Here is a 25,084-nt window from a genome sequence, read left to right on the forward strand (position 1 = left end):
TCAACCTGAAACCTCGAGAGGATCCACGTCCAGATGCCAGCGTAACGAGTGATGAATTGGCAAATTATCAATCGCTGGCAGTAACTGTTGCAGGTAATGCTGCAGATGCATGCGATGCGGACACTGCAACATCAATAGCATGCGATAGCGCCCGGCCCGGCGTTCCATGACCGGGCTGAGCGGCCCCAGCAACTGCAGATCCGGCGCCCCGTAGTGATGGCAGATTTGCGCGGCTTGCTGCATGAAGAGTTCCAGTGGCTCACGAGCCGGAGCATCCGCGCGTAATACCGCCTGATAAGTGAAGGGCGGCAGCGCCAGTACCTGCCGTTCCTGCAGACAGGTCCGGGCAAAATGGTGATATCCATTATTCAGCAGATCCTGCAGCAGCGCATGTTCCGGATGATGACTTTGTAGCACCACCATGCCTGATTTGCTGGCACGTCCGGCACGTCCGGCTACCTGAACATAGAGTTGTGCCAGACGTTCCGTGGCGCGGAAATCAGAGGCAAACAGCGCACCATCCACATCCAGAATACCTACCAGCGTGACATGGGGGAAATGATGCCCTTTGGCCAGCATCTGTGTGCCTAACAGGATCTGATATTCCTGGTGCCGGATGGCATTTAAATGCGCCTCCAGTTCACCTTTGCGCCGGGTGTTATCCCGATCGATACGGATGGTTTTATACGCCGGGAAGCGCTGTTCCAGAAACTGCGCCAGCTGTTCGGTACCGACCCCGGAGCTGACCAGATTCCGGCTATTACATTCCGGACATTGATGCGGCACCGGCCGCATATCATCGCAGTGATGGCAGTGTAATCGCCGATCCTGCTGATGCCAGGTATAAAAGGCGTCACAATGCGGACACGCTGCCACCCAGCCACAATCATGACACAGCAGGGCTGGTGCATATCCCCGGCGGTTCAAAAACAGCATGACCTGATTGCCGGCTGCCAGCTGTTCATCCATCAGTTGTAATAATTGCGGTGCCATACCTGCCTGCAGCGGCAGATGTTTGACATCCAGCAGATGCTGTTGGGCGGCCTGTGCACCACCGGCCCGCTGTGTCATCTGCAGGTGGTGATAACGTCCTTGCAGGGCATTATGCAGACTTTCCAGTGACGGTGTCGCAGAGCCAAGTACAATCGGGATCTGTTCGCGCTGAGCCCGCATGATGGCCAGATCGCGGCCGTGATAGCGGAAGCCTTCCTGCTGTTTGAATGAACTGTCATGTTCTTCATCCACAACAATCAGTCCGAGCGTTTTAAACGGCGTGAAAATGGCAGAGCGGGTGCCGATCAGAATGGCTGCTTCTCCTGCTTTGCAGGCCAGCCAGGTATCCAAGCGTTCACGATCATTCATGCCGGAATGCAGTGTCAGTATGGGCGCATGAAAACGACGACGGAAACGGCGCAGTAATTGCGGAGTCAGTCCGATTTCCGGCACCAAGACTAAAACCTGTTTTCCCTGCGCCAGCATGGCTTTTATCAGCTGCAGATAAATCTCTGTTTTTCCGGAACCGGTCACACCTTCCAGCAGAAACGGACGCTTATCGTCGGCATGATTGATAGCGGCCAGTACCGCAGCCTGTTCGGTGTTGAGATAAGGCGCATCATTTTCATGCAGTAACAGATGATCCAGCCATTCCCGCGCCTGCAGATGCAGGTCAAACGGTTTTATCAGCTCTTTCGCCGCCAGTTGTTTTAATACCGGTGTATCAACACCCTGTTCCCGTAACTCTGCGGCAGGTAACGGACCATCCTGTAACAGCTGGATGGCCTGTTGCTGACGCGGTGCCCGTTTCAGGGTGGCAATAACATCATGGGTGGCATGATCACTCAGTTGCCAGCAGGCGATAGGTTTACGCTCTGCCGCTTCACCCTGCCGCAATAGTACCGGCAGGGCATGATGCAAGACTTCGCCCAGAGGATGATGATAATAATCCGCCGCCCACAATAGGAGTTTCCATAATGCCGGCGGAAACAGCGCTGAAGCATCTAACTGCCGCGAAACCGGTTTTAATTTCGATAACGCCAGCTCACTTTCTGCCGGATGTGCGACGACAATGCCAACCAGCTGTTGTCTGCCGAAAGGCACAAGTACACGACAGCCAACCGGCGGTAATGGCTGAGAAGCAAGGTAGTCGAAGCGGCGATAAAGCGGTACCGGCAATGCGACCTGAATAAGTGTTAATGATTCGGGCACGGATGTCTGTTTTTTCTGCGCATATGCTTGCGGGGGTGGGGTCTATCCTATATCATTCTGACCCTTGAAAATATCCGTTTAACGTTTCGTGTGGTGTCTGGCTTCGGGTCAGATGGCGACACGGCCTGAATCAGAGGTTCTCCATGAAAGAAGGTATTCATCCTGACTACCACGAAATCACTGCAAAGTGTTCTTGTGGTCACGTGTTCGTTACCCGTTCTACTGGTAAAGATCTGAACCTGGACGTATGTTCAGAGTGTCATCCTTTTTATACCGGTAAACAGAAAGTTCTGGACACTGGTGGTCGTATCGATCGCTTCAAAAAACGTTTCGCAGTACTGGGCGGCAAGAACTAATCTTCCCCTCTATACCGCTTACGTTTCAAGCAATGCCAGCCTTCGGGCTGGCATTGTGCTTTCTGGCGCCATAAAAATTTCCCGAAACAGTTCCGTTCAGCCCTTGTGATTGGCGTATGTCTGGCTATGATCACAGAAATTTAACCTTCAACCGGTTATCTGTTCAGTTTCCTGTTGTCTCATTATCTCTTCACTGGGAGTTTCTATGTCCGCCGATCTTCGTCAGGCCGCTCTTGATTATCACGCTCAGCCTGTCCCTGGTAAAATTGCTATTGCTCTGACCAAGCCGGCTGAAACTGCCGATGACCTGTCGCTGGCTTACAGCCCGGGTGTTGCCGAACCGGTACGAGAAATCGCCGCTAATCCTGCAGATGCTTACCTTTATACTTCCAAGGCCAATCTGGTTGCAGTGATTACCAATGGAACCGCTATTCTGGGTTTAGGTAATCTGGGCCCTCTGGCTTCCAAACCGGTCATGGAAGGGAAAGCGCTGCTGTTCAAACGCTTTGCCGGTATTGATGCGATCGATATTGAAGTGACACATACCGATAGCGCCGATTTTATCCGTACGGTGGCTAATATTGCCGATACGTTTGGTGGCATTAATCTGGAAGATATCAAAGCCCCGGAATGTTTCGAAATTGAGAAAGCGTTGATTGAGCTGTGTGATATCCCGGTGTTCCATGATGATCAGCACGGCACCGCGATTGTGACTGCGGCCGGGATGCTGAACGCGCTGGAAATTCAGGGCAAGAATCTGTCTGATGTGCGGATTGTATGCATGGGGGCGGGCGCTGCTGCTGTTGCCTGTATGGATCTGTTAATTGTTTGCGGTGCGAAACCGGAAAACATTTATATGCTGGATCGTAAAGGCGTGATCCACTCCGCCCGTACCGACATCAATGAGCATAAACGCCGCTTCGTTAATGACTCCGGCCTGAAGACACTGGAACAGGTGATGGATGGTGCCGATGTGTTTGTTGGTGTATCCGGTCCGAATGTCATTACGGCTGAACATGTGAAGAGCATGGCACCGAAGCCGGTTATCTTTGCCTGCTCGAATCCTGATCCGGAAATCCGTCCTGAACTGGCCAAGACTGTCCGTGATGACCTGATTATTGGCACTGGCCGTTCGGATTATCCGAACCAGGTCAATAACGTGATCTGTTTTCCGTTTATTTTCCGTGGTGCACTGGATGTACGCGCCAGCCGCATTAACAGCGCCATGAAGCGAGCTGCAGTGGAAGCGATCCGCAGTATTGCCAAGGAGCCGGTACCGGCTGAAGTATTGCTGGCTGCTGGTGAAACGGAACTGACCTTCGGTGTGAATTATGTATTGCCGAAACCAATGGATCCGCGTCTGCTGCCGCGTGTTGCCCGAGCGGTTGCCATTGCGGCGGAAGACTCTGGTGTCGCCCGTATTCCTTTGCCGGATAATTACATGCTGTAAAAAAAAGCCGCCTGAGAACAGGCGGCTTTGGTATGTTTATCCCGGCAGTCTGGAAAGATTAGAAATCGTAGCGAACGGCCAGCTGCATGTCGTTTTTGTAATCGTAAGAAGCATCAGTATCTTTGTCGTTGATACGGTATTCAGCCGCTACACGCAGGTTTTTGTTGAATTTGTACTGAGCACCCAGGGTGTAGTACTTAACGGTATCAACGTCGTCTTTACCTGATTGTTCAACAGTCTGATTGTTATACATTGCCATCAGGCCAAAACCATTGATGAAGTCATAACCAGCAACCGCTTCAATACCGGTGTGATCTTTGCCAACGCCAACAAAGTCAGTACCTTGCGCGTAGTTCACCGCAGCATAGGCAGCTTTGTCATCATACTTGGCGCCAATTACCCACAGTTTGGCATCAGTGCTTTCGCCTGCTTTTTCGAATTTACCAACGTTGTAACCAGTACCAATGCTGAAGTTCATTGGCAGGTTATAAACAGCCGCGATACCGTAAGCATCGGCACTCTTGCTGTCGTTATTGTTGCCACCAGTTTCTTCTTTGGTGTCACCGTCAAATTTGTAGCTGGCATCCAGCATGAATTCTTTGTTAGAACCGAATACGCCGGAGTATTTCACTACGTCAGCGGCACGGCCGGTCGCATAAGTGTCAGTTGCTACACCCAGTGCTTCGTTACCGTAACCGTCAGTCAGTGATTTATCGGTCCAGTCACTGATCAGAGAAACAGCGCCTTTCTGACGACCGAAAGTAGCCTGACCCCAAGTCTCATCTTTCAGACCACCGTACGCCAGACGGGTACGCAGGTTACCGTCGTTAGAATCAGAAGTTGTAACAGTGATTTCATCGCCATCAGTATTGTATACAGTATCGGTTTTGTCGCCGTTCAGTGTTTTTTCACTGTTACCGATATTGAACTGAGCTTCGTACACGCCGATAGCCTTGGTGGTGCCGCTAACAACCGCATCGCCTTTCGCACCGAAACGGATGAACTGGTTAGCACCGATTTTTTCACTCTTTTCACCTGGTTCACCGGCTTTCTCTTTGGTACCGAAGAAATGACCAGCATAGGCACGGCCATTCAGATCCAGCGATACTTTTTCGTTTTTATAGACTTCAGCGGCGTTGGCTTGGGTGGCAACCAGCAGAGCAATGGCCACGGCAGTTAATTTTTTCATCATCGATCCTTAATTTATTTTTGAGGGTCGGGTTGCTCCCGATTTATTCCGAAAGCAAGGTTAGGGGGCTTGGATGACGTTTCTGTTACAGCAAAATTAAGCTTTTGTTGATCGCGTTCACAATTTATCCAGTCATGGTTGTATGCTCGGCAGCCATAACCAAGTGTGATAAACTCGCGCGCATTGGCGATGAGGCCACAATTCTGAACGTATCTGATCTGCAGGAACCCCCAATGAGACGTGAACTGGCAATTGAATTTTCCCGTGTAACTGAAGCGGCTGCGCTGGCTGGCTATAAGTGGCTGGGGCGTGGTGATAAAAATCTGGCCGACGGTGCCGCTGTAGAAGCGATGCGCTTTGTGCTGAACCAGATTGAAATCGATGGCGAGATCGTGATCGGTGAAGGCGAGATCGACGAAGCGCCAATGCTCTATATCGGTGAGAAAGTCGGTTGTGGCGGCGATGGTGTTGATATTGCGGTCGATCCGATCGATGGTACCCGCATGACCGCTATGGGTCAGAACAACGCTGTGGCCGTGCTGGCTGCCGGTGATAAAGGCTCGTTCCTGAAAGCGCCGGATATGTACATGGAAAAGCTGATTGTTGGTCCGAAAGCCAAAGGCGCCATCGATCTTAATCGTCCGCTGTCGGAAAATATTATTGCGGTTGCCCGTGCGCTGGATAAACCACTGCATCGTTTAAGCGTAATCACACTGGCCAAACCACGTCATGACGCTGCGATTAAAGAAATGCAGGAAATGGGCGTGCGTGTATTTGCGATTCCGGATGGTGATGTGGCGGCCTCTATGCTGACCTGCCTGCCGGATAACGAAATCGATATGCTGTATTGCATCGGTGGTGCGCCGGAAGGCGTTATCTCTGCCGCAACAGTGCGTGCATTAGACGGTGATATGCAGGGTCGTCTGTTACCGCGTCATACCGTTAAAGGCGATACGCCGGAAAACCGTGTGCTGGGTGAACAGGAGATTGCGCGTTGTCAGGCAATGGGGATTGACGTGAATACCGTGCTGACCCTGACTGATATGGCGAAAACCGATAACGTGATCGTCTCTGTTACCGGCATTACCAAAGGCGATCTGCTGGAAGGTATTACCAGTGATGGCATGCTGGCGACCACTGAAACGCTGTTGATCCGCGGTAAATCCCGGACCATCCGCCGCATCCATTCAACGCACTATCTGCAGCGTAAAGATCCGCAGATCCAGAAAATTATTTTCTAACTGAGCTTTTTCAGAAGCGAAAATTTTACTGCATAAAGCTAACTGAGCACCTTGTCATGATGGTGCTCAGTTAGAAAATCAGAGACTCAGTGTCCACTGATTCCCTTCTGCATGAAAACCGGCCTGCCGCAAAAAAGCCTGTAAACCAGCCAGTTCCTGCTCATCAATTTTGCTGAGATCCATCGTGATCTGCTGTTTTCCTTGTTCGATCAGCCAGCGAAGGGTATCTGCCAGTAAATAACGGCCAATACCGCGGCGGCGGGTCAAATCGCGTACCGCAAAATAACGCAAATCAGCGCCCTGACTGATGGCAAGGCCAACGACTCTGTCATTGAACGTAGCCAGATGCCAGTCACCTAAAGTGCGGGCGGTATCAATCGTGAGCTGATTGGTTTGCAGCAGCTTGCTGAGGCTCTCCTGCCACAGCGGCAGAACATCGTGAGAGTGGTGTACAGTTAAACGCATGTGATGATCCGAATATAAATAAAAACAGTTTACCACCAAATAAAAAGCCCCATCATCATGACGGGGCTTTTTTGCTACTCAGCAGAGAAGCTTAGCGAGGTAACAGGCTGGAGCCCATCAGGAACTGATCCACTTCACGGGCACACTGACGGCCTTCACGGATCGCCCATACTACCAGTGACTGACCACGACGGATGTCGCCGGCAGCATATACTTTAGGTATAGACGTGGCGTAGCAGCCTTCATCTTCGGTTGTTGCTTTCGCATTACCGCGGGCATCTTTTTCCACGCCAAAAGCGTCCAGCACTTTTGCCAGTGGATTAGTGAAGCCCATTGCCAGGAAGACAGCGTCAGCTTTCAGTTCGAACTCAGAGCCAGGAACTTCAATCAGTTTTCCGTCTTTGAATTCAACGTTAACCAGCTTCAGACCAGTCAGTTTGCCGTTTTCACCAATGAATTCTTTGGTAGAAACAGCAAACTCACGCACACAACCTTCTTCATGAGAAGAAGAGGTGCGCAGTTTCAGCGGCCAGTATGGCCAGGTCAGCTCTTTGTTTTCCTGTACTGGTGGCTGAGGCATCACTTCCAGCTGAGTGACTGATGCTGCGCCGTGACGGTTAGAAGTACCGACACAGTCAGAACCGGTATCACCACCACCGATAACCACAACGTGTTTACCTTTCACGTTGATTGGGTTAACGCCGTCACCAGCAACTTCTTTGTTCTGCGGGATCAGGAATTCCAGTGCGAAATGAATACCGCTCAGTTCACGGCCCTTAACAGGCAGATCACGAGGGGTTTCAGAACCGCCAGCCAGAATCACGGCATCAAACTCGGCATCCAGCTGAGCCGGAGTAACAACGGTCTGCGCGTCGTTAGTGACACCTGCAGGCAGATTGTTGTCCAGAGCTACCAGCGTGCTGGTTTTGAATACCACACCTTCCGCTTCCATCTGGGTAACACGGCGGTCGATCAGGCCTTTATCCAGTTTGAAGTCAGGGATGCCGTAACGCAGCAGACCACCAACGCGAGTGTTCTTTTCGAACACGGTTACGTCATGACCAACGCGCGCCAGCTGCTGGGCTGCAGCCAGACCCGCAGGGCCTGAACCAACGACCGCCACTTTCTTGCCGGTTTTAACCGCAGAAGGTTGTGGTTTTACCCAGTTGTTGTCCCACGCCGTATCAATGGTGTAACGCTCGATTGACTTGATGCCAACCGGATCAGCGTTGATCCCCAGTGTACAGGCGGATTCACAAGGGGCCGGACAGATCCGGCCTGTGAATTCTGGGAAGTTGTTGGTGGAGTGCAGCACGCGGATCGCCATTTCGGCTTTACCGCGGTACACCAGATCATTCCAGTCAGGAATGATGTTATTCACCGGACAACCGTTGTTACAGAAAGGAATACCGCAATCCATGCAGCGTGCGCCCTGGGTAGAGGCTTCTTGCACTGTTAATGTCGGTACAAACTCATGGTAATGCTGTACACGTTCTTCAACAGGTGCGTAGTGTTCCTTTACGCGGTCAAATTCGAGAAAACCGGTTGGCTTACCCATTACGCAATCTCCTTTTCCTGCGGTGCAGCAGTCATTTCCTGCAGAGCACGGCGATACTCATTCGGATAAACTTTTACAAACTTACCACGGTAAGCATCCCAGTCAGCCAGAATCGTTTTCGCACGTGGGCTGCCAGTGTATTTAGCGTGTTGTGAGATCAGCGCTTTCAGATGATCTTCATCGCTCTGATCGTTATGCCATGGTTCTGCGGTGGATTGTTCTGCTGTTGGCAGGACTTTCTCCAGCGTCACCATAGACAGGTTGCAACGAGTCGCGAAGGTATTGTCTTCGTCCAGTACGTAAGCAAGACCGCCTGACATACCAGCTGCGAAGTTACGGCCAGTCTGACCCAGAACAACCACGGTACCACCGGTCATGTATTCACAACCGTGATCACCGACGCCTTCAACAATGGCTGTGGCACCAGAGTTACGTACCGCAAAACGTTCGCCACCAACCCCGCACAGGTAAGCATGACCGGACGTTGCACCGTACATTACCGTGTTACCGATGATGGTGTTGTCACCCGGATTACAGGTGAAGTCAGCATTCGGACGCACGATGATACGGCCACCAGACAGACCTTTACCTACGTAGTCGTTACCTTCACCGACCAGATCCAGCGTGATACCTTTTGCCAGGAACGCAGCGAAACTCTGACCAGCAGTACCGTTCAGGGTCACGTGAATGGTGTCATCAGGCAGACCTGCACCACCAAAACGTTTAGCCACTTCACCGGACAGCATAGTACCCACGGTTCGGTTGATGTTTTTCACCGGCAGTTCAATACGGACTGGCTGACGGTTTTCCAGCGCAGGCATTGCTTGCTTGATCAGTTCCTGATCCAGTGCCTTATCCAGCGCGTGGTCCTGAGTACCGGCATGCAGACGAGGTTCATCAGCACCAATCACTGGTTGATAGAACACATTGCTGAAGTCCAGACCCTGTGCTTTCCAGTGTTCAACACCGGCACGTTTGTCCAGCAGATCAGAACGACCGATCAGATCTTCAAACTTACGGATACCCATCTCAGCCATCAGTTCACGCACTTCTTCAGCTACGAAGAAGAAGTAGTTCACCACGTGTTCAGGCTGACCGGAGAAGCGTTTACGCAGTTCCGGATCCTGGGTTGCAACACCAACCGGGCAGGTGTTCAGATGGCATTTGCGCATCATGATACAACCTTCAACTACCAGTGGCGCGGTCGCGAAACCGAATTCGTCAGCACCCAGCAGAGCACCGATGATAACGTCACGACCAGTTTTGATCTGACCATCAACCTGCACACGGATACGGCCACGCAGACGGTTCATTACCAGTGTCTGTTGTGTTTCTGCCAGACCCAGTTCCCATGGAGAACCAGCGTACTTGATAGAAGATAGCGGAGATGCACCAGTACCGCCATCGTGACCGGCGATGACCACGTGATCCGCTTTCGCTTTGGATACACCGGCAGCAACGGTACCCACACCGACTTCAGATACCAGTTTCACAGAAACGGATGCTGATGGGTTGGCGTTTTTCAGATCGTGGATCAGCTGTGCCAAATCTTCGATCGAGTAGATGTCGTGGTGCGGTGGCGGAGAAATCAGACCTACACCCGGTACCGAGTGACGCAGGAAACCGATGTATTCAGATACCTTGTGACCTGGCAACTGACCACCTTCACCTGGTTTAGCACCCTGTGCCATCTTGATCTGGATCTGATCAGCGTTAACCAGATATTCGGTAGTAACACCGAAACGACCTGATGCAACCTGTTTGATCGCAGAGCGCAGACTGTCACCGGCTTGCAGTTCCAGATCACGTTCAATACGTGATTTACCGATAATTTCAGACAGCAGTGTTGGCTGGCTTACCGGAATGAAACGGTTCGCATCTTCACCACCTTCACCGGTGTTTGATTTACCGCCGATACGGTTCATCGCAACAGCCAGTGTGGTGTGTGCTTCAGTTGAAATAGAACCCAGAGACATCGCGCCTGTTGCGAAGCGTTTAACGATATCTTTTGCTGATTCAACTTCTTCCAGCGGAACAGGTTCAGCTGCTTTCTTGATGTCAAACAGACCGCGCAACGTCAGATGACGTTTAGTCTGGTCGTTGATGATCTTCGCGTACTCTTTGTAGCTTTCGTATTTGCCGCTACGGGTAGAGTGCTGCAGTTTGGCGATCGCATCCGGCGTCCACATGTGGTCTTCACCACGGGTACGGAACGCATATTCACCACCGGCATCCAGCGCATCGATGAGCACAGGATCAGCAGAGAATGCAGCTTCGTGCATGCGGATAGTTTCTTCCGCTACTTCAAACAGGCCGATACCTTCAATTTTGGAAGGCGTGCCGGAGAAGTATTTGTCGACGAACGCTTTCTTCAGACCAACCACTTCGAAAATTTGCGCGCCGGTGTAAGACATGTAAGTGGAGATACCCATCTTGGACATGACTTTACACAGACCTTTCCCGACTGCTTTCACGAAGTTAGAGACATATTTCTCTTCTTTCGCGGCATCGCCATTGGCCATTTCACGCATTGTTTCCATTGCCAGCCATGGGTGGATAGCTTCCGCACCGTAACCAGCCAGCAGAGCAAACTGATGTGTTTCACGGGCAGAACCGGTTTCCACTACCAGACCAGTGTTGGTACGCAGACCTTTTTTCACCAGGTGCAGATGCACGGTGGAGGTCGCCAGCAGGGCCGGGATCGCGATATGGTCACGGTCGATGTTACGATCGGAGATCAACAGAATGTTCGCGCCGCCACGTACCGCATCTTCCGCTTCCGCCGCCAGCGAAGCCAGACGTGCTTCCACACCTTCTTTGCCCCACGCTAACGGGTAGCAGATATTCAGTTCGTGCGAACGGAATTTGCCGTTGGTGTATTGCTGAATGTTGCGGATCTTCTCGATCTTGGCTGCATTCAGGATCGGCTGTGCCACTTCCAGACGGATTGGCGGGTTGATGTCAGCGTTGTTCAGCAGATTCGGACGTGGGCCGATGAAAGACACCAGCGACATAACCATCTCTTCACGGATCGGATCGATCGGTGGGTTGGTTACCTGTGCGAACAGCTGACGGAAGTAGTTGTACAGCGTTTTATTTTTGCTGGACAGTACTGGCAGTGCTGAATCGTTACCCATGGAGCCGATGGCTTCTTCGCCATTTATTGCCATAGGTTCCAGCAACATTTTTGCGTCTTCCATGGTGTAGCCGAACGCCTGCTGGTAATCCAGCAGCGATGCTTTCTTCTCGAAAGGCTGTGCTTCACCCGGGATTTCGTCGATATTGATGCGAACTTTGCTCAGCCACTCACGGTATGGTTTGGAGTTAGCCAGAGAGTCTTTCAGTTCTTTATCATCGATGATGCGGCCCTGTTCCAGGTCGATCAGGAACATTTTACCTGGTTGCAGACGCCATTTTTTAGCGATACGGGAATCTTCGATTGGCAGTACGCCAGACTCGGAAGCCATAACCACCAGATCATCTTTAGTGACCAGATAGCGGGCAGGACGCAGACCGTTACGGTCCAGTGTGGCACCGATCTGACGACCATCCGTGAAGGCAACAGCTGCCGGGCCATCCCACGGTTCCATCATTGCTGCATGGTATTCGTAGAAAGCGCGACGGTTTTCGTCCATCAGTGAATGTTTTTCCCACGCTTCCGGGATCATCATCATCACCGCGTGTGCCATGGAATAACCACCCATGATCAGCAGTTCCAATGCGTTATCAAAAGACGCAGAGTCTGACTGACCCGGATAAATCAGTGGCCACACTTTATCCAGATCTGCACCCAGTACCGGTGAAGTAACTGAACGTTCACGTGCACGCATCCAGTTTACGTTACCACGGACGGTGTTAATTTCACCGTTGTGCGCGATCATGCGGAATGGATGTGCCAGATCCCAGGTTGGGAATGTGTTGGTGGAGAAACGCTGGTGCACCATTGCCAGTGCAGATACACAGCGTGGATCGGCCAGGTCGTTGTAATAAACGCCAACCTGATCGGCCAGCAACAGACCTTTATAGTTCACTGTACGTGCAGAGAATGACGGCACGTAGAATTCGTTACAGTGTTTGAGTTTCAGAGCACGAATGGCATGAGATGCGCGTTTGCGAATGATGTACAGTTTACGTTCCAGCGCATCGGTCACCAGTACATCCGGGCCGCGGGCAACGAAAATCTGACGGATAACCGGTTCTTTCGCTCTTACTGCCGGAGACATTGGCATATCACGGTTCACCGGCACATCGCGCCAGCCCAGAACGATCTGACCTTCACCGCGTACCGCACGTTCGATCTCTTCCTGGCACGCCAGACGAGATGCCGCTTCCTGCGGCAGGAACACCATACCAACACCGTATTCGCCAGTAACCGGCAGGGCAATACCTTGCTTGGCCAGCTCTTCGCGATACAGTTGATCAGGAATTTGGATCAGAATACCAGCGCCATCACCTTGCAGCGGATCTGCACCTACTGCGCCACGGTGATCGAGGTTCTTCAGGATCAACAAACCCTGTTCGACAATGCTATGACTTTTTTGACCCTTCATGTGGGCCACAAATCCGACACCGCACGCATCATGTTCGTTTACGGGGTCATACATCCCTTGTCGTTGGGGCACCGCCGGTTCCATCACGTTATTAATCCTCTCTGTAGATACGCGTCCATCCGCAGTCGTTAAAAAAAGCTGGCTTAGGGGGCCAGCTTTATCGTTTTAACTCTGAGGGCTCGTAACCGAAAAATATACTGTGATTTCCGCCCCAATTCAAGGCAATAGAATTAGGGCTCACATGGTTCTTTTTTGTGTAAAATCACTTATTAATCATGAATATAAAAACAATCACCAAAATGGGGCAAAAGATTTTTATATTGCACGAACGGATTGCATTTCATTGTGAGTATAGATGACTTTATGCATTCTTATGGATAAATATGCTTAACATTTGTCTCATTTCAGAGTTTGCATCTGTTGAGTGCGAAAATGCATAAATATTCACCTGTTTTGTGCCTTTATAATGATGTAATTAACTTGTAACAAAAATAGCGTCTGACTATTAAGAATAGGAATCATTGATCACGCGTAATAACTATTCAATATATAATGTTATTCGCTTCTGCATCGCAGGCGGTACTTTATATAATAAAAGCTGTTTCTGAAGGAAAAGGATGTTGATTCCGTATGTCGCGCCGACTTCCACCGCTGAATGCGCTGAAAGCATTTGAAGCAGCTGCCCGTCATCTGAGCTTTACCAGAGCGGCCGAAGAACTATTCGTCACGCAGGCGGCTATCAGCCACCAAATCAAAACGCTGGAGGAGTTTCTCGGTCTGAAACTGTTCCTGCGCCGTAACCGCAGTTTATTGCTGACAGAAGAAGGCCAGGGATATTATCAGGATATCCGGTCGATATTCAGTGCGGTATGTGAAGCCACAGAACGTCTGATTGCCCGGAGTGCCAAAGGGACGCTGACCGTGACTATGCAGCCGAGTTTTGCCATTCAGTGGCTGGTGCCACGGCTGATGCTGTTCAGTCAGTTGCATCCGGAAATTGATGTGCGGATCAAAGCGGTCGATCAGGATGATGGTACGCTGGTTGATGATGTGGATATCGCCATTTATTACGGTGATGGTCACTGGCCGGAACTGCAACTTTATAAACTCCATTCGGAATACCGCATCCCGGTTTGTGCGCCATCCTTATTACAGGGCAAAACACTGCAGGTACCGGAAGATCTGGCCGGGTTTACGCTGCTGCATGATGGTTCCCGCCGTGACTGGGGCCGCTGGCTACATGATACCGGTGTGTCTATTCCTAATGCCGGCCAGGGACCGATCTTTAGTCATTCGGCCATGGTGCTGCAGGCTGCGGTTCTGGGGCAGGGGGTGGCACTCGGACACAGTCTGCTGGCGCGTCCGGAGATCCGTGCCGGACGCCTGATCTGTCCGCTGCCGCAAACACTGGTCAGTCATAATGCCTATTATCTGGTGATGGCACCAGGGCATGATACGTTGGGTAAAGTAGCGGCATTTCGGGATTGGATCGTGGCATTGGTGCAGCAGGAAGAAGCTGAGTTTGATTCAGCGCTATGATTGCTCGTTAAAAAAGCAGCATCTTTGTCTGCTTCAGTGTATGGTGTCGCACTTTTCAAGGTGAGTGAGGGGAGAAGCATAAATGAACCACCTGATGTTCTATTGTCGTCCGGGATTTGAAAAAGATATGGCCGCGGAGATCCAGGATAAGGCAGTGGCACTGGAGTGTTTCGGCTTTTCCCGTGTCGCTGACAATTGCGGTTTTGTGTTGTTCGAGTGTTATGGCGAGCAGGATGCGGAGCGACTGGCACGTCGTCTGCCATTCCGTGAACTGATTTTTGCCCGCCAGATGCTGGTGGTGATCGAGCAATTAAATGGTTTGGATCTGAAAGACCGCATCACACCCATCGTTGAAGCCGTGCAAAAAATGCCGCAATTCGGTGAACTGCGTGTTGAAACAGCCGACACCAATGAAGCGAAAGAGCTTTCTACGTTCTGTCGCAAATTCAGTGTGCCACTGCGTCAGGCGCTGCGTGCTGCCGGTAAGTTAACGCCGGATGTAGATCCGCGTCGCCCGGTGCTGCATCTGTTTTTCCTGAAGAATGATTCAGTCTGGATCGGTTATTCCTATCCGAATAACAATTCGCCTTTCCATATGGGTATTCCACGTCTGCGTTTCCCGTCCGATGCGCCAAGTCGTTCGACGCTGAAACTGGAAGAGGCGTTTTATATGTTTATTCCGCCTGAAGATGATGAGATTCGCTTGTGCTCTGGCTTAACGGCGGTCGATCTCGGTGCAAGCCCGGGCGGCTGGACTTATCAGCTGGTACGTCGTGGCATGATGGTGTCAGCGATTGATAACGGTCCGATGGCAGAATCACTGATGGAAAGCGGTCAGGTGAAACACATCATGGCAGATGGTTTTACTTATCGTCCGACCAAGAAAAATCCGTACTGGCTGGTATGCGACATGGTAGAAAAACCGGCGCGTATTACGCATCTGATTGCGCAGTGGTTCCGTGAAGGCTGCTGTCAGGAAGCGATTTTCAACCTGAAGCTGCCGATGAAAAAGCGCTATGCAGAAGTAGAACACAATCTGGCAGTACTGAAAGAATGGCTGGCAGAGATCGATGGCGAGTATGTGATTCAGGCAAAACAGTTGTACCACGATCGTGAAGAGATCACCGTGCATGTTTATGACGAACGCAAATTAGCACGCCGTCGTTCCGGTGCGTTTAACTAATCGCACTGCAGGCAGATAAAATGAAGGGCGCATAATTTGCGCCCTTCCTGATCCTGGCCGTAATCATTACGCCGGTGGCGTGTAGCGTAAATCCTTCAGATTAAATCCGAGCGGAATATCATCTTTCAGACGCACTAACTCCTGTGCCAGCAGACAGACCTCACGGTGTTGCTGTACCAACTGCAGTTTTTTGTTATCTGTGGCATCCGCATCCAGTAACTGCGTTAATGTGCCGTATTCCGATAACAGCTGTTGTGCCGTTTTTTCCCCGATCCCCGGAACACCTTTGATGTTCATGCCACTGATGCCGGTCAGTGCCCAGAAATCCACTAATTGTGAGGGTTGCAGGCCGTACTGTTGCTGCACGAAAGCATGATCCAGCCAGCGTTTATTAAAGTAATCGCGGATCTGCAGACCGCTGTCCAGCAACTGACAAAAGCCTTTATCGGTGGAGATCAGCGTGACCTGATGATCGTTCGCGACCAGTGGTTTGACCAAGGTGGCAATCAGATCATCGGCTTCATCCGTTTCCGATACCAGCGAGTCAATGCCCAGCCGGAGCAGCGAATCCTGTAACTGGCCAAGGCCTTGTCGCAGTGCGTCGGGCATTGCCGTCCGGCCTTCCTTATAGGCAGCATATTTGGCTTTACGCCAGCCGGGGGCTTCGCTGTCAAAGACTGCAATCACGTGGCTGGGCGTCGCTTCCTGCAGGATGGTATTGACGGCCCGCTGCATGGTGATGTCGGTAGCGGCCAGTTGCGCCGCTACATCATCAGGATGCTGTTTACTTTGTACGGAGTGGATGCGCCGGATCAGATTCAGCGCATCCAGTATCAGCAGGTGAGCCATAGACTAAAGTTGAATCTCGTAGCAGGGAACATAAGTGCTGCCCGGTAATTTCATCCGGTGCTGGGATACAAAATCCTGCAGTAGCTGATCTATCAGCGACATCAGTTTTTTATCCCCGGATAATTTGAACGGCCCGTGTTGTTCGATGGCTTTGATGCCTTTGTCTTTCACATTACCGGCGACAATGCCCGAGAAGGCTTTACGCAAGTTACACGCCAGTTGCTCGGCGGGTTGTTCCAGGTGCAGATTGAGCTGGGCCATGTTTTCATGCGTTGGCTCAAACGGTAACTGGAAGTCCGGTTCAATGTGCAGTGCCCAGTTGAAAGAGTAGGCATCCCCAATTGCTTTGCGGAAATCACGGACGTGTTCCATTGATGCTTTCATGGACTGACCCACGGCTTCAGCATCACCGATGATAATTTCATAGTGACGGGCGGCTGCGTCACCCAGTGTCGCTCTGACAAAGGCATCTAATGAACGGAAATAAGGTTCACTGCATTTCGGCCCGCTCAGTACCAGCGGTAACGGGTGATGCTGGTTGGCCGGATTCATCAGAATGCCCAGGATGTACAGCAACTCTTCTGCCGTACCAACCCCACCGGGGAAGATGATGATGCCGTGACCGAGGCGAACGAACGCTTCCAGTCGTTTTTCAATATCCGGCAGAATGACCAGCTCAGTCACAATCGGATTGGGCGGCTCGGCGGCGATAATTGACGGCTCAGACAAACCGACATAACGGTGGTTTGCGTAACGCTGGTTGGCATGCCCGACAGCGGCGCCTTTCATCGGGCCTTCCATTGCACCCGGCCCGCAGCCAGTACAGATGTTCAGTTCCCGCACACCCAGGTGATAGCCGACTTCGCGGGCATAATGATATTCGTCATCATTGATGGAGTGTCCGCCCCAGCAAACCACCATATTCGGTATTTCACCGGTTCGTACGGTACGGGCGTTACGCAGAATGGAAAAGACAAGATTGGTGATATGGTTGGAGCTGGTCAGATTGAGACCGATTTCAGCTTCGAGTCTGCTGACATATAAAACATCGCGTAGTACCGCGAACAGGTGCTCCTGCAGACCGCGAATAATTTCACCATCCACGAACGCGGAAGCCGGGGCATTGAATAACTCCAGCTTCACGCCGCGTTCACGGCTGATAATATTGACTGCAAAGTTCTGATATTTTTCCAGAATTTCTTTGGATGAGTCAGTTTTACTGCCACTGTTCAGTACCGCCAGGGAACAGTTGCGGTAAAGCTGATAAATCTCTCCTGCTGCTGCTTGCTGAAGGCTGTCAACTTCCAGCTGGGAGAGAAGCTCCATACTGCCGACAGGGTTTACATAGGTGATCATGGCTGTATCCGAAAGTTAAGAGTTATGACGGTGCAATCCAGATATTTTATTTATCGGGTCTCTGTTTTTCCCTGAGCCGGTAAGAGCAGTGCATTCCAGTCAATGCTGACCTGCATTTCAGAGCTGTTTACCTTTACCAGTCCTTTGGTGATGGCTTCTATAGTTTTGGTTCTTAATTCACCGTTAAAAAATGCAGCTTGTTGATAATCAATAGCAAATAGTTCAACCCAGACATTTTTGCCCAGTTTTTCCGATAACTGCATGGCGCCTGCGAGAGCGATGCCACAAACTTCCAGTGTCTGTACGGGTTTCAGTGCATTTACTGACTTACTTAAGAAAGGATACTGTACTTTGCCGCAAATAACGCGTTCATTGAGCCCATATTTGCGCATAATCACACCCAGGCGATTTTCTATACGCACAATAATTTCGTTATATTGCGCGGCGGTATCTTCCGGGAGAGTGCAGAGTAATAAGCGGTCGGAAAGCAGGTAGTAGCGACATTGTTCCGGCATTCGCTGACGAATGGCATGAGAAACTTGCCGGAGAATCGATTGTGCTTTTTTCAGTCCGACGCGGCATTCCAGATCGGTTAATCCGCTGGCTCTGAATAAGAGCATTGTGGTTGCGGGATGCCCGCCGGCTGTACCGTCGGGTTGCCAGATGGATGTCTGTTGTTTGCCTAGCTCTTTCTGCAGCAGTAACGATGTGCCCATATTGGTTACTGCATCGTAATCGATGAGTTGTCGCAGCAGTTGCTGCTCTTGTCTGAGCCGGCGGATTTTGCGGATATGCCATAACAAGGCAATGCCGAGTATGGTCATCAGCAACGCGGCACTGATACCGACTTTAAAGTACCAGCTCAATTCTCTGTCGAGGCGGCGTTTTTCGTTATCCAGCTCCTGCAGACGTTGTGATTGATCCAGCCGGGTATAATTGGCGAAAAAATCACTTTGTGGCGGCTCTTCGGTGGTCGCGGATTCATGCTGGCTGTTGGTAAACAGTTTGTAGTTCAGCAATGCCTGATCGAATTGCTGATTATTTTCATAAGCAATGGACAACAGACGGTACATCTCTGTTTCCAGATTTTTCTGTTCCGGGATCGGGGTGTTCAGCATCTGTTCCAGCAGAACTATCGCCTGGGTCGGGTTATCCTGCTGTGTGTAAAGCTCGGCCAGAGATAACAGGGATAAGCGTTCGTAATAGGGCAGACGTTCACGCTGAAACAGCTCATAAGCCGCGGTCAGGTAGGTTTGCGCTTCGTTGTAGCGGTGTAGCTGCTGGTAGGTTTTGCCAATTTCCAGATGCAGACGGGCCAGATCCTGCGGGCGGGTCGAGTGCTTGTAGACCCCGGAGGCATTGAGCAGTAAAGCCAGTGCCAGATTGGTATCGCGGGCTTCCCGTTTCAGTTGCGCCAGATGGATGATAGCATCTGCCTGCCAGCTCTCGTTGGCGAATTGCTGGGTGAGTTCCAGTGCCTGTTCGGCATAGATGATCGCATTGGCCAGATCCTGTTTTTGCGCAAATAACTGACTGATCCGGGTTGTCAGCTGGAGTTGCAGCAGCAGCTGATTATTTTTTTGCGCCTGTTCCAGTGTCTCATGATAAGAGAGCAGGCTGTGTTCGTCCTGATTGGTGATATGCAGCAGGTCGCCTTCAAGCATTTCAGCCCAGATGGCCAGTTGCGGGTCTGGACGGGTTACCAGCAGTGTCCGCACCTGTGACAGCATTTCTCTCGCCAGTTCCGGCAGTTGCCGGTGAATAGCCAGCGCGCTGTTAAGCAAACCGACATAGACCGGCAGCTCACTGTTAGTCAGGTCGTTGTTTTGTAACAGCACATTCAGACGTCGCCAGGCGTGGTGTGCCGGAATCGGTTTGTTGAGATCCAGACCCAGAATAATGATCTGACGATACAGACTGATACCGGCTAAATCATCGAAATGCTGCCGGTTAGCGATTTGTTCGGCATTGTCTAATGCGGCCAGTGCTTCGGTGTAGCGCTCCTGCAGGGCATAGCAGGAGCCGTTAATAATCAGTGCCTGGATTTGCTGCCGGCTGTTGCGCAGCAGAACCCGATCCCGTAATCGCCCTGACGAATTGCTTCTGATGCTTCTGCCGGGTAATAACGGATTCTCCTGCAGCAACTGCACGGACTCTGTCAGCTGGATACATTGTTCCGGGTTGGAAACAGCAATTTGCTGCGCCTGCTGTAACGTGTCAGACAGATCGGCCGGATCTATCTCCGGTACAGGCACACTGAGCCCGTTCAACAGAAAAACCAGAGGCAATAACGTCATAGATTCATCTTTTCATCAGATTTCTGTTGGTTTTCATATTCTGATTATGCGGTATATCTTACTGATTATCAGTGAATTACTGTCTGATCAGTCGCATATTTGCCGGTGCAGTTTCCCAGTTACTGCGGAACGGATTGATATCCAGTCCGCCCCGCCGGGTATAACGGGCATAGACCGTCAGTTTTTCCGGCTGGCAGTGACGCTGCAGATCAACAAAAATCCGCTCAACGCATTGCTCATGAAATTCATTGTGCTGACGGAAAGAGATCAGATAACGCAGCATTTTTTCGCGGTTAATGCGGGGGCCTTTATAGTGAATAACAACACTGCCCCAGTCAGGTTGTCCGGTGACCAGACAATTTGATTTCAGCAGATGACTGTGCAGCGTTTCTTCGACAATCGTGTGATTGTCACCGGCCTGTTCCAGCCAGTCGCTGGAGAAGTGATATTCATCAATCACGATATCCAGATCGTCAATACACTCGCCGGGGAAGGTGCCAATATGATGTGCGGCTTCGGATAATGGATAGAGCGCCACTTTGATTGCGCCTTCCGCACATTTACTGAGATCCTGTTCCAGCGTGTGACGCACGGTCGCCAAATCAGCGAACCGGGTCTGATTAAAACTGTTCAGATACAGTTTAAATGATTTGGATTCGATCAGATTGATGCTTCCGGCATCAATTCTTGCCTCACCGATGGCAACAACAGGTTTTCCTTTGTTGTTCAGCCAGGAGATCTCATACAAAGTCCACAGATCCTCACCATGGAAAGGTAAATTTCCGGCCAGATTCAATGCATCCCGGTTTAACTGTCTTGGCACTGGTTGCAGCAGTTGCGGGCTATACTCTGCGATATAGTCTGTTTTCTGACCTAAAGTCAGGTTAGCCAGCAACGGGTTATTTTCGTAAGGGGATGCATGAGACATGAGAGGTTCGCTCAGTTAAAATCCAAGTATCTTTAATTGTCGGGAAAAACCGTGGCTGATCAAGTTATTTGCGCATTATCTGATGTATTTGCACGCTGGTTCGCCTACCAGCAGCAGCGGGGGATCCAGGTTTGCTGTCCTGAGGATGAACTGCGGCCGTCGCCTTGTCGTTATGATGCGCAACATCCGGAGCGATGGAAGCCCTGGTCACGACCGGAGATGAGCGATCTGCAGAACATTGCTTCCGCGCTGGAGTGTGTTTTTCATCCGGCGATTCATGCGTATTACGGCCATGGTTATGCCGGACAAATTACGGCTTCGTTCAAGGGGCTGGCGGTGACACTGGTACAACCCTGGAATGAAGAGGATTTTGAGCGCTTACAGCAGAATCTGGTTGCACATGTCTTAATGCTGCGCCGGCTTAAGTTACCCATAACCCTGTTTCTGGCAACGGTGTCTGATGAATCACGGGTGATCAGTCTGGATAATGAAACCGGCGAGGTGGTGCTGGAGCAATTAGGTAAGAAAAAGCGCTGGGTGCTGGCAGATTCGTTACCGGCATTTTTGCAGCGGCTTTCCCCTTTAGCTCAAACGGCAGTTACCCCAGCTGTTCCAGTAAACTTACCCGCTTAGCGAGCATGGTTACTTGCTGCTGCAACTGTTCCACCTGCCGTTGCAGCATTTCCAGCTGATCTTCGGGGCTTGCCGGTTGAGGGGCCGCACTGCTTTCAGCATCAGCAGTACCGGGAAAACCCAGTGATTTATACGCTTCCGGATCCTGCTTCCAGCGCTGGATGGCGGTGATCAGGGTCGCCATCGGTACGGGCTGGCGCAGACGTGCTTTGACCAGTGCGGTGCTGGGGGGCTGACCGTTAGCGGCCAGTTGATTCGCGATGCGGAATATTTCGTCCATCAGAATTAATGCTCCATGAAATAAACGATGGTTTCAGTGACGCTGCCGTGGGAACGGGATGACATTGTTCTTGTCTGATTTCACTGGTGGTGAATCATGGTTCTCGTCATGTGCGGGCATATTCACGACAATGCCGCTGGTCTCATTGCTGTGACTGTGGCTCTGTTTAGGCGGATTAACGCGAAAAACCGGCTGATGCAGCCCCACCAGATAAAGTTCACCTTCTTCTGTACTGACACCATCGCGGCTGAATTCAAAAACAAAGGCATTCGCTTTCTGTGTTATCCGCGCCAGAAATAACGGAATACCAAAGGATTGCCGGGCCACACTGAGTAGTTGCAAATCTGCACTCTGGCAATAATGCCGGATCAAACGTTCTGCCAGTTCTGATTGCTGACGACGCAGCCAGGCCTCTGCTCCAATCAGACAGATCAAAAACAACAGCAACAGATCAGTCATAGCATCTCTACTCAGTAAAAAATCGACGGGGATGGTATATTAGCCGGAATTTAAGCGTAACAGGAAATCGGTGTGTTATGTCGCGACAAGTTGTGTTTTTGCTAAAAGAGCTGGAACTGACGTTACAGCGTCTGCAGTTATGGCAGGACGAGGCACCTTCTGCGGAAGCGTTAGCCAGTACACAGCCGTTTGCACTGGATACACTGGAGTTTCATCAGTGGTTACAGTTTATTTTTCTGGAACGGTTACGTTTCATGCTGACGGATAATCAGCCATTACCATCGTCGGTGGCAATCTATCCGATGGCAACTGAAGTGTATAAGAAAAAACTGAAAGAGCATGCTTTGTTGCTGGATGTACTGGCCCGTCTGGATGAAGCACTCAGTGGTAAGCCGGCAGATCGATTGCAATGAAATTAGAGATCCTTTATCAGGATGAACATCTGGTCGCGATTAACAAACCGGCCGGATTACTGGTACATCGCAGCTGGCTGGATAAGGGCGAAACGCAATTTGCGATGCAGATGACACGTGATCAGATTGGTCAGCATGTGTATACCGTGCATCGTCTGGATCGTCCGACTTCCGGCATCCTGTTGTTTGCGCTGGATCCGGATACGGCCCGGTTGCTGACGGATGCCTTTGCCGGACACCGGATGCAGAAAGAATATCTGGCGCTGGTCCGGGGCTGGGCACCGCTGCAAAAATTTCTCGATTATCCGCTGAAAGAAGAGCTGGATCGGATTGCGGATAAGTTTGCCGATCAGGATAAACCGGCACAACCGGCCAAAACGCATATCCGTTGTCTGGGGCGGGTCGAGTTACCGTTTGCGGTATCTCCGCGGCATCCGAGCAGTCGTTACAGTCTGGTGAAATTACTGCCGCTGACTGGCCGCAAGCATCAGTTGCGCCGTCATCTGGCGCATTTACGGCATCCGATTGTGGGGGATACCTCGCATGGTGACGGACGGCATAACCGCTTTTTCCGCGACCAGTTCAGTTGTGACCGCCTGATGCTGCATCATCATCAGCTCAGCTTCCGTCATCCTCACAGCAATGAATTACTGACAATCCGGGCTTCGCTGGATGAGCGCTGGCAGCAGCAATTGCAAGCCTTCAACTGGCAGGTTCAGATTTAATATATAAAAAAGGCACCACAGTCAGTTTCCCTCGTGGTGCCATCTGGTCATCCGGTTTTACTTTGCGGCCAGGAAGCCAATATCTTTTTCGCGATAGGGTTCTTCATTATGGCTGAATTCCCGTTCGGGGAAAGCGACCAGTGATTCAATCTGATGCCATGGGATCAGTACTGCGGCGTGATAAATATCCGGTGGCGTAGAGAAGAAATCCTGCGTCTGCCATTGCTTGTTATCTACCCAGATACCGGCGTTTTCGACACCGGCTAATCGCACATAGAATTCTGAACAATCCGGATCATTCGGCTGGATCAGTGTTTGCGCACTTTCTACATAACCGGGTATAAATTTAACCAGAACGATTTTTCCAACATAGTTTGTAATGGCATGGGTCATAGCCAGCTCCTTGTTCTGTGAGGAATTTTACTCTGTTTCTTCTTCATCACAGACGACCGATGAGGCGACAAGAACAGATAGCAGGTTCTTCTTAAAGCATAGATTCAGTTAAAGCAGGATGAGAAAACAATTTTCCGGAACAGCAGCGGGAATCACCCAGAGAGGACCGTCCACGGCAATGCGTGGACGGTTTAACCGCGATCAGGCGTGATGATGAACGCCGGCTTTAGTCTCGGTTGCTACAGCAGGACGTTGCGCGCGTGGGGTGGCATACCAGTAGCCCAGACCCATGAACAATACGCCGGAAACGGTGTTGCCCAGTGTCACCCACAGCAGGTTATAGCCGATACCGCCCAGTGTATATTCTGGTGTATGCGCACCAAACCAGGACAGGGCGAACAGTGTCATATTGGCAATCGAGTGTTCGTAACCGGAAGCGATAAACGCCAGCAGACACCACCAGATAGCGATGAATTTAGCGGCGCCATCCACGCGCTGACACATCCAGATCGCCAGACAAACCAGCCAGTTACACAGTATGCCTTTGGCAAACAATGCCAGTGCCGGTGCGGTGGTTTTCGCCAGTGCGACTTTATGTACCAGACTGCTGTCAACCGGCAGGATCTGACCGCCGCCACCCAGATAAAACAGGTAAGCGACCACGATGGAGCCCAGCAGGTTACCGGTCCAGGATTGCGCCAGAATGCCTGTTGCCTGAATGGTGTTCAGTCTGCCGGTTTTGATACCGAAGGTCAGAAACATGGTGTGACCGGTATAGAGCTCGGCACCGGCGATGATCACCAGCGTCAGTGCGATACCGAAGGTGGCACCCATGACCAGCGGACGGATTGCCGGATCAACCAGATTACCCAGTGTGAAAATCAGGATGATGCCCAGACCGACATAGGCGCCTGCCATCAGACTACCGATCCAGAAACTCAGCGGGTTATTCGCCGAGGTATTTTTGATGCGCGTCGCGACCGCGGCGCATTTCTCAATCGTATCCTGATACATA

General features: G+C 51.1%; 21 protein-coding genes. 8 read left to right on the forward strand and 13 right to left on the reverse strand.

Features of this window, described 5'->3' with window-relative positions; genetic code table 11:
- Complete coding sequence (gene priA, locus TOLA_RS02490) at positions 1-2,205, reverse strand: primosomal protein N' (RefSeq protein WP_012728708.1); 2,205 nt, start codon at positions 2,203-2,205, stop codon at positions 1-3.
- 143 nt (positions 2,206-2,348) lie between these two features.
- Between priA and rpmE the strand changes: the two genes are divergently transcribed.
- Complete coding sequence (gene rpmE / locus TOLA_RS02495; protein ID WP_012728709.1) at positions 2,349-2,561, forward strand: 50S ribosomal protein L31; 213 nt, start codon at positions 2,349-2,351, stop codon at positions 2,559-2,561.
- Between the two features lie 205 nt (positions 2,562-2,766).
- Complete coding sequence (locus tag TOLA_RS02500) at positions 2,767-4,011, forward strand: malic enzyme-like NAD(P)-binding protein (RefSeq protein ID WP_012728710.1); 1,245 nt, start codon at positions 2,767-2,769, stop codon at positions 4,009-4,011.
- A gap of 58 nt (positions 4,012-4,069) precedes the next feature.
- Here the strand turns inward: TOLA_RS02500 and TOLA_RS02505 are convergent, their stop codons facing one another.
- Positions 4,070-5,200 carry a porin gene (locus TOLA_RS02505; RefSeq protein WP_012728711.1) on the reverse strand — a complete coding sequence of 377 codons (1,131 nt, stop codon included), beginning with the start codon at positions 5,198-5,200 and terminating at the stop codon, positions 4,070-4,072.
- Between the two features lie 233 nt (positions 5,201-5,433).
- Here TOLA_RS02505 and glpX point away from each other — a divergent pair, with 233 nt between their 5' ends.
- Positions 5,434-6,441, forward strand: a complete 1,008-nt coding sequence (gene glpX / locus TOLA_RS02510; protein WP_012728712.1) for a class II fructose-bisphosphatase — start codon at positions 5,434-5,436, stop codon at positions 6,439-6,441.
- Positions 6,442-6,519: 78 nt separating this feature from the next.
- Here glpX and TOLA_RS02515 read toward each other — a convergent pair whose 3' ends face one another.
- The 3 genes from TOLA_RS02515 to TOLA_RS02525 all read right to left on the reverse strand — a co-directional run bounded on the left by TOLA_RS02515 (position 6,520) and on the right by TOLA_RS02525 (position 13,098).
- Positions 6,520-6,906 (reverse strand): acetyl-CoA sensor PanZ family protein, encoded by a 387-nt coding sequence (locus TOLA_RS02515; protein ID WP_012728713.1) that lies wholly within the window; start codon positions 6,904-6,906, stop codon positions 6,520-6,522.
- A 91-nt stretch (positions 6,907-6,997) separates the two neighbouring features.
- Positions 6,998-8,464 carry a glutamate synthase subunit beta gene (locus tag TOLA_RS02520; protein ID WP_012728714.1) on the reverse strand — a complete coding sequence of 489 codons (1,467 nt, stop codon included), beginning with the start codon at positions 8,462-8,464 and terminating at the stop codon, positions 6,998-7,000.
- Positions 8,464-13,098, reverse strand: a complete 4,635-nt coding sequence (locus TOLA_RS02525; protein ID WP_012728715.1) for a glutamate synthase-related protein — start codon at positions 13,096-13,098, stop codon at positions 8,464-8,466. Before TOLA_RS02525 ends, TOLA_RS02520 begins: the two co-directional genes overlap by 1 nt.
- A 546-nt stretch (positions 13,099-13,644) precedes the next feature.
- On the opposite strand from TOLA_RS02525, the gene TOLA_RS02530 reads away from it, so the two are divergent.
- Together TOLA_RS02530 and rlmM are read left to right on the forward strand one after the other, a co-directional pair.
- On the forward strand, positions 13,645-14,553 hold the full coding sequence (locus TOLA_RS02530; RefSeq protein WP_012728716.1) for a transcriptional regulator GcvA: 909 nt from the start codon (positions 13,645-13,647) through the stop codon (positions 14,551-14,553).
- Between the two features lie 82 nt (positions 14,554-14,635).
- Positions 14,636-15,736 carry a 23S rRNA (cytidine(2498)-2'-O)-methyltransferase RlmM gene (rlmM, locus tag TOLA_RS02535; protein WP_012728717.1) on the forward strand — a complete coding sequence of 367 codons (1,101 nt, stop codon included), beginning with the start codon at positions 14,636-14,638 and terminating at the stop codon, positions 15,734-15,736.
- Between the two features lie 66 nt (positions 15,737-15,802).
- On the opposite strand, the gene xni is transcribed toward rlmM, so the two are convergent.
- The 4 genes from xni to queF form a co-directional block, all read right to left on the reverse strand.
- Positions 15,803-16,585 (reverse strand): flap endonuclease Xni, encoded by a 783-nt coding sequence (xni, locus tag TOLA_RS02540; protein ID WP_012728718.1) that lies wholly within the window; start codon positions 16,583-16,585, stop codon positions 15,803-15,805.
- A gap of 3 nt (positions 16,586-16,588) precedes the next feature.
- Positions 16,589-17,941, reverse strand: a complete 1,353-nt coding sequence (ppnN, locus tag TOLA_RS02545) for a nucleotide 5'-monophosphate nucleosidase PpnN (protein WP_012728719.1) — start codon at positions 17,939-17,941, stop codon at positions 16,589-16,591.
- 50 nt (positions 17,942-17,991) lie between these two features.
- Positions 17,992-20,238, reverse strand: a complete 2,247-nt coding sequence (locus TOLA_RS02550) for a tetratricopeptide repeat protein (RefSeq protein ID WP_012728720.1) — start codon at positions 20,236-20,238, stop codon at positions 17,992-17,994.
- A 76-nt stretch (positions 20,239-20,314) separates the two neighbouring features.
- On the reverse strand, positions 20,315-21,166 hold the full coding sequence (gene queF / locus TOLA_RS02555) for an NADPH-dependent 7-cyano-7-deazaguanine reductase QueF (RefSeq protein ID WP_012728721.1): 852 nt from the start codon (positions 21,164-21,166) through the stop codon (positions 20,315-20,317).
- 51 nt (positions 21,167-21,217) lie between these two features.
- Between queF and syd the strand changes: the two genes are divergently transcribed.
- Positions 21,218-21,799: a SecY-interacting protein gene (gene syd / locus TOLA_RS02560; RefSeq protein ID WP_012728722.1), complete on the forward strand. Its 582-nt coding sequence runs from the start codon at positions 21,218-21,220 to the stop codon at positions 21,797-21,799.
- Here the strand turns inward: syd and TOLA_RS02565 are convergent.
- Both TOLA_RS02565 and TOLA_RS16300 read right to left on the reverse strand, forming a co-directional pair.
- Entirely contained in the window at positions 21,765-22,079 is a 315-nt protein-coding gene (locus TOLA_RS02565; RefSeq protein WP_012728723.1) for a hypothetical protein, read from the reverse strand. The two genes, syd and TOLA_RS02565, sit on opposite strands and share 35 nt — an antisense overlap.
- 33 nt (positions 22,080-22,112) lie before the next feature.
- Positions 22,113-22,538: a DUF3301 domain-containing protein gene (locus TOLA_RS16300; RefSeq protein WP_012728724.1), complete on the reverse strand. Its 426-nt coding sequence runs from the start codon at positions 22,536-22,538 to the stop codon at positions 22,113-22,115.
- Between the two features lie 77 nt (positions 22,539-22,615).
- On the opposite strand from TOLA_RS16300, the gene TOLA_RS02575 reads away from it, so the two are divergent.
- Entirely contained in the window at positions 22,616-22,951 is a 336-nt protein-coding gene (locus TOLA_RS02575) for a YqcC family protein (protein ID WP_012728725.1), read from the forward strand.
- Positions 22,948-23,676, forward strand: coding sequence for a tRNA pseudouridine(65) synthase TruC (gene truC / locus TOLA_RS02580; protein WP_012728726.1), 729 nt, complete (start codon positions 22,948-22,950; stop codon positions 23,674-23,676). Before TOLA_RS02575 ends, truC begins: the two co-directional genes overlap by 4 nt.
- Before the next feature lie 57 nt (positions 23,677-23,733).
- On the opposite strand, the gene TOLA_RS02585 is transcribed toward truC, so the two are convergent.
- On the reverse strand, positions 23,734-24,069 hold the full coding sequence (locus TOLA_RS02585) for a hypothetical protein (protein ID WP_012728727.1): 336 nt from the start codon (positions 24,067-24,069) through the stop codon (positions 23,734-23,736).
- A 201-nt stretch (positions 24,070-24,270) separates the two neighbouring features.
- Complete coding sequence (nirC, locus tag TOLA_RS02590; RefSeq protein WP_012728728.1) at positions 24,271-25,083, reverse strand: nitrite transporter NirC; 813 nt, start codon at positions 25,081-25,083, stop codon at positions 24,271-24,273.
- Between the last annotated feature and the right edge of the window lies 1 nt (position 25,084).

This window comes from Tolumonas auensis DSM 9187, assembly GCF_000023065.1.
Classification (GTDB): Bacteria; Pseudomonadota; Gammaproteobacteria; order Enterobacterales; family Aeromonadaceae; genus Tolumonas; species Tolumonas auensis.

Excerpts from the sequence above, each read along its gene's own strand:
- TOLA_RS02565 (WP_012728723.1), bottom strand. The coding sequence starts at position 22,079 with ATGGACGAAATATTCCGCATCGCGAATCAACTGGCCGCTAACGGTCAG.
- TOLA_RS02505 (WP_012728711.1), bottom strand. The coding sequence starts at position 5,200 with ATGAAAAAATTAACTGCCGTGGCCATTGCTCTGCTGGTTGCCACCCAA.
- xni (WP_012728718.1), bottom strand. The coding sequence starts at position 16,585 with ATGGCTCACCTGCTGATACTGGATGCGCTGAATCTGATCCGGCGCATC.
- TOLA_RS02515 (WP_012728713.1), bottom strand. The coding sequence starts at position 6,906 with ATGCGTTTAACTGTACACCACTCTCACGATGTTCTGCCGCTGTGGCAG.
- TOLA_RS02525 (WP_012728715.1), bottom strand. The coding sequence starts at position 13,098 with ATGGAACCGGCGGTGCCCCAACGACAAGGGATGTATGACCCCGTAAAC.
- TOLA_RS02530 (WP_012728716.1), top strand. The coding sequence starts at position 13,645 with ATGTCGCGCCGACTTCCACCGCTGAATGCGCTGAAAGCATTTGAAGCA.
- truC (WP_012728726.1), top strand. The coding sequence starts at position 22,948 with ATGAAATTAGAGATCCTTTATCAGGATGAACATCTGGTCGCGATTAAC.
- TOLA_RS02575 (WP_012728725.1), top strand. The coding sequence starts at position 22,616 with ATGTCGCGACAAGTTGTGTTTTTGCTAAAAGAGCTGGAACTGACGTTA.
- TOLA_RS02500 (WP_012728710.1), top strand. The coding sequence starts at position 2,767 with ATGTCCGCCGATCTTCGTCAGGCCGCTCTTGATTATCACGCTCAGCCT.
- ppnN (WP_012728719.1), bottom strand. The coding sequence starts at position 17,941 with ATGATCACCTATGTAAACCCTGTCGGCAGTATGGAGCTTCTCTCCCAG.
- nirC (WP_012728728.1), bottom strand. The coding sequence starts at position 25,083 with ATGTATCAGGATACGATTGAGAAATGCGCCGCGGTCGCGACGCGCATC.
- rpmE (WP_012728709.1), top strand. The coding sequence starts at position 2,349 with ATGAAAGAAGGTATTCATCCTGACTACCACGAAATCACTGCAAAGTGT.
- TOLA_RS16300 (WP_012728724.1), bottom strand. The coding sequence starts at position 22,538 with ATGACTGATCTGTTGCTGTTGTTTTTGATCTGTCTGATTGGAGCAGAG.
- TOLA_RS02550 (WP_012728720.1), bottom strand. The coding sequence starts at position 20,238 with ATGACGTTATTGCCTCTGGTTTTTCTGTTGAACGGGCTCAGTGTGCCT.
- queF (WP_012728721.1), bottom strand. The coding sequence starts at position 21,166 with ATGTCTCATGCATCCCCTTACGAAAATAACCCGTTGCTGGCTAACCTG.
- TOLA_RS02585 (WP_012728727.1), bottom strand. The coding sequence starts at position 24,069 with ATGACCCATGCCATTACAAACTATGTTGGAAAAATCGTTCTGGTTAAA.
- glpX (WP_012728712.1), top strand. The coding sequence starts at position 5,434 with ATGAGACGTGAACTGGCAATTGAATTTTCCCGTGTAACTGAAGCGGCT.
- rlmM (WP_012728717.1), top strand. The coding sequence starts at position 14,636 with ATGAACCACCTGATGTTCTATTGTCGTCCGGGATTTGAAAAAGATATG.
- TOLA_RS02520 (WP_012728714.1), bottom strand. The coding sequence starts at position 8,464 with ATGGGTAAGCCAACCGGTTTTCTCGAATTTGACCGCGTAAAGGAACAC.